Origin of the sequence: Streptomyces sp. NEAU-W12 (assembly GCF_026242095.1) — a bacterium.
GTDB lineage: Bacteria > Actinomycetota > Actinomycetes > Streptomycetales > Streptomycetaceae > Streptomyces.
Genome location: NZ_JAPJDM010000006.1, coordinates 41888 through 46067 on the forward strand (window position 1 = coordinate 41888; position 4180 = coordinate 46067).

General features: G+C 69.6%; 2 protein-coding genes. Both read left to right on the top strand.

Translation table 11 applies throughout. From position 1 onward, the window contains the following. The first annotated feature begins 20 nt into the window (after positions 1 to 20). Entirely contained in the window at positions 21 to 3659 is a 3639-nt protein-coding gene (locus ORI94_RS09275) for an AAWKG family protein (protein WP_266073906.1), read from the top strand. A gap of 15 nt (positions 3660 to 3674) precedes the next feature. Then, the gene (locus ORI94_RS09280; protein WP_266073907.1) at positions 3675 to 4178 is read left to right on the top strand and encodes a YbaB/EbfC family nucleoid-associated protein; all 504 of its coding nucleotides are present in this window, start codon (positions 3675 to 3677) and stop codon (positions 4176 to 4178) included. Positions 4179 to 4180: the final 2 nt, after the last annotated feature.

The following is a 4180-nucleotide window of genomic DNA, read 5'->3' on the forward strand; positions in this document are numbered from 1 at the left end:
CCACCTCGCGGAGCTCGGCGATGGCCAACCCCGAAGACAACAACAACGACAACTGGAAAAAGGCAGTTGACATGCTCACCGGCTACATCCTGCCGGAGCGGAGCACGTTGTTCGAGAATCTGAAGGGCAACGACGACATCCCGTTGATCCACGTCCGGCTGGACAAGGAGGGCGGGCCGGAGTACTCGTCCGGGTTCCTTTCCCCCAGTGGCTGGAAGACCAAGAACACCGACTACACCCTTCCGTTCTACCGTTCCAGCGGTGACGACGCGGAGGTGTCCGAGGGCAGCTACCTCTACCGGTACCGGGCGTACATCACCTTTCTCGGTTCGGGCCAGGCCTGGCCGCCGAGCGGTGACGACATCATTCCGGGCTACACGAAGACCAGTGAGGTCCTCAAGGACAAGGGCGGCTGGAACAAGGAGGGGGAGAAGCTCGACTGGGACACCAATCCCCTGGTCCAGTACCTCTACGGCTCCAGGGACGCCCTCTCGCAGCTGACCATGTGGCCCTACTCCACCCACGGGTACACGAACCGTGACATCAAGGTGGACGACGCCAACTACGTCGACCTGCGGTCCTTCACGGAGACAGCCAAGGCGTTCGACCGGGTCGTCGCGTTCTTCGAGGACAGCTCCCTCACCGTCGGCAAGTGGGACACCGAGGACATCGGAGAGGGCAGCGAGTCCTGGGACGGCACCTCGGCCGCCATTTTCAAGGAGCTCATCCACAAGCTGGCACGGAACTACGAGGGGTACGCGGACCAGCTCAACGGTGACGGTGGTGGAGGCACCGCCCTCACCATCGACGGTGAGACGGTGACGTCCGAACCGGCCCGCGCCCTCGCCGAGGCCCAGCAGATCATCCTCACCCAGGCACAGAACCTCTACGACGCCTGGGAGGCGTGGAAGGCCGAGAGCAATCCGCAGCGCTGGCTCTACGACATGCTCGAGGAGGCCCGGCTGACGCTCTTCGACACCCAGTACGACAAGACCGACATCGAGACGGTGAGCTCCGGCTCCGGGCCGTACACGTCCTGGCACAACTACGTGGTGGCGACGGCCGGCTTCCAGAACGACATCGTCATCGAGGGCAAGTCGTACGGCAGGCCGAGCGAGATGTCGACGTGGAAGGCGATCGGCGACGAGGCGGTGCGCCGGTGGGAACAGTCGGTGCAGGACTGGCTCAGCACGGCGGGCGCCACGGCCATTGTTGAAATCCATAAAGCGTTCAAAACGGCCCAAGACGCATTTGACACGAGCATAACCGACAGGGACAGCAGGCCCCTTTCGGAGATCTCCGCGAAAGCGGAAGCGGACGCTGAGAAGAAGAAGGCGAAAGAAGAGGCTGACGCCGCCAAGGCGCTGGCCGACAAGGAGAAGGCGGACGCCAAGGCCGAGCGCGACGCGGAGAAGGCCGCGCTGGAGAAGGAGAAGGCGGAGGCCAAGGCGCTGGCCGACAAGGAGAAGGCGGACGCCAAGGCCGAGCGCGACGCGGAGAAGGCCGCGCTGGAGAAGGAGAAGGCGGAGGCCAAGGCGCTGGCCGACAAGGAGAAGGCCGACGCCAAGGCCGAGCAGGAGGCCGCCAAGGAAGAGGCCGCCAAGGAGAAGGCGGACGCCAAGGCCGAGGCGGACAAGGAGAAGGCGGACGCCAAGGCCGAGCAGGAGGCCGCCAAGGAAGAGGCCGCCAAGGAGAAGGCGGACGCCAAGGCCGAGGCGGACAAGGAGAAGGCGGACGCCAAGGCCGAGCAGGAGGCTGCCAAGGAAGAGGCCGCCAAGGAGAAGGCGGACGCCAAGGCCGAGCAGGAGGCCGCCAAGGAAGAGGCCGCCAAGGAGAAGGCCCAGGCCAAGGCGGAAGCCGCCGAGCAGCAGGCCTTCGTCCTCGCGCAGAACCAGAAGGCGCAGGACGAGGCGAAGAAGGAACGCGAACGGGCCCAGGCTCAGAACGACGCCGACCGCGCCGAGGCCAAGGCCGAGCAGGAGGCCGCCAAGGAGGAGCAGGCCCAGGCGAAGGCAGAGGCCGAGAAGGAGCAGGAAGCGGCCAAGGCCCAGGCGGAGCAGGAGAAGGCGGCGGCGAAGGCCGAGCAGGAAGCCGCCAGGGCCGAGGCCGAGAAGGAGAAGGAGGCCGCCAAGGCCGAGGCGGTCGCGGAGAAGGAGGCCGCCAAGGAGGAGCAGGCCCAGGCGAAGGCCCAGGCTGAGAAGGAGCAGGAAGCGGCCAAGGCCGAGGCGGTCGCGGAGAAGGAGGCCGCCAAGGAGGAGCAGGCCCAGGCGAAGGCCCAGGCGGAGCAGGAGAAGGCGGCGGCCAAGGCCGAGCAGGAAGCCGCCAGGGCCGAGGCCGAGAAGGAGAAGGAGGCCGCCAAGGCCGAGGCGGTCGCGGAGAAGGAGGCCGCCAAGGAGGAGCAGGCCCAGGCGAAGGCCCAGGCGGAGCAGGAGAAGGCGGCGGCGAAGGCCGAGCAGGAAGCCGCCAGGGCCGAGGCCGAGAAGGACAGGGAAGCCGCCCGGCAGGAGCAGGTCGACGCCAGGGCCGATGCCGAGGCCCAGCAGGAGCAGGCCCGCCGCGAGGCCGTGGTCGAGAAGCAACAGGCCAGGCTGGAGGCCGAACAGGCCAAGGCCGAGGCGCAGGCCGACTACGAGGAGCAGAAGGCCGAGGCCCGCGCCGAGCGCGAGGCCGCCGTACGGGAGGCCGACCGTCAGGAGGAGGCGGCCAGGCAGGAGTACGAGCGGGAGAAGGCCGCCGCCGAGGAACAGCGGGACCAGGCACGGGAAGAGGCCGAGCAGGAGCGGGCGCAGGCACGCCAGGAGTACGAGCGCGAGATAGCCGCCGGCACCGACGAGGCCCGCGCCCGGCAGGAGTACGACGACCGGATCGCGGAGATCGACGCCGCTGAACGGGAGGCCGTCGAACGGGCCGACGCCGCCGAGGCCGACGCCAGGAACGAGTACGAGCGGGAGAAGGCCGCCGCCCAGGAGGAACGGGAGCAGGCGCGCACCGACGCGGAGCAGGCGCGCAAGGACGCCAGGGCCGAGTACGACGAGCGCATGGGCGACATCCAGGCCGAGTACGACCGGATCAACGCCGGCGACAAGAACATCGACGAGCTGATCCGCCAGCGCATCGCGGACCTCCCCGAGCCTCCCGACCTCTCCGCCTACAACCCCGGGGGCACGCCCACGGGTTCGGCCGGGTCGATGTACTCCTCCGTCTTCGACGACAACCTCTACAACCAGGACGACCTCTCCTCGGCGCTGGGACGTCCGCAGAGCGGCGGCAGTCCGGCGGCCGCCTCCGCGGACGGCACCGGCACGGGAGCGGGATCGCCGGGGATGTATCCGCCGATGGCGCGGGGCGCCGGCGGCGGCGAGGCCGGTGGAAACTCCGGCGAGCGCGTGAGGAACGTCATCGAGCCGGGCGTCGCCCGGTCCGGCAGGGTGGCGGCCGGCACGCCGACCGTCGACGACGAGGAACACCGCGTCGTGTCCAAGGGCACGCAGACCAGCAGCAGCATGCCCTTCATGCCGCCCATGGGAGGCATGGGCGGAGCGGGCGAAGGCAGGCCGCAGACGGAGAGCGGCGACAGGGAACGCACCACCTGGCTCGCCGAGGACGAGGACGTCTGGGGCACCGACGAAGGGGGAGCGCCCCAGGCTCTGGGGCGCTGATGGGAGGAGACCGAGTTGAGTCAGTCGATGGAAGACCGTGTGGCCCAGGCGATGGCCCACCTCAAGGCGGCGGAGGAAGCCGCGGCTTCGGCGCGCGCGGAACTGGACGCCGCGTCGGTCACCGCGCGTTCGGCGGACCGGTCGGTCCGGGTCTGTGTCGGGGCGAAGGGCGAACTGACCAGCCTGGAGTTCCTCGACGGCAAGTACCGCACCATGGCCGCCCCGCAGCTGTCCGCGGCGGTGCTGGAGGCCGCCAACGCGGCGCGGGCCGAGATGGCCCGCCGGGTCGTCGAGACGCTCGATCCGCTCACCCGGATGACCTCGCGGGGCGCCGCACCCGAGCGGATGGGCGTCGACTGGGAGTCGGTCTTCGGTTCCCTGCTCAGCGAGACCTCCGTGACGAAGGGCCGGCCGACCGCGATGAGCCGGCTCCGCGACGAGATCGTCGAGGACGAGGAAGACCCCGCGGCCCCGCCCGGGGCCCGCGGCGCGGACGACCGACGGCAGGAGGGGAGGTAGTC

Coding starts and splice junctions, on each gene's coding strand:
- ORI94_RS09275 (WP_266073906.1), top strand. CDS start 21: ATGGCCAACCCCGAAGACAACAACAACGACAACTGGAAAAAGGCAGTT.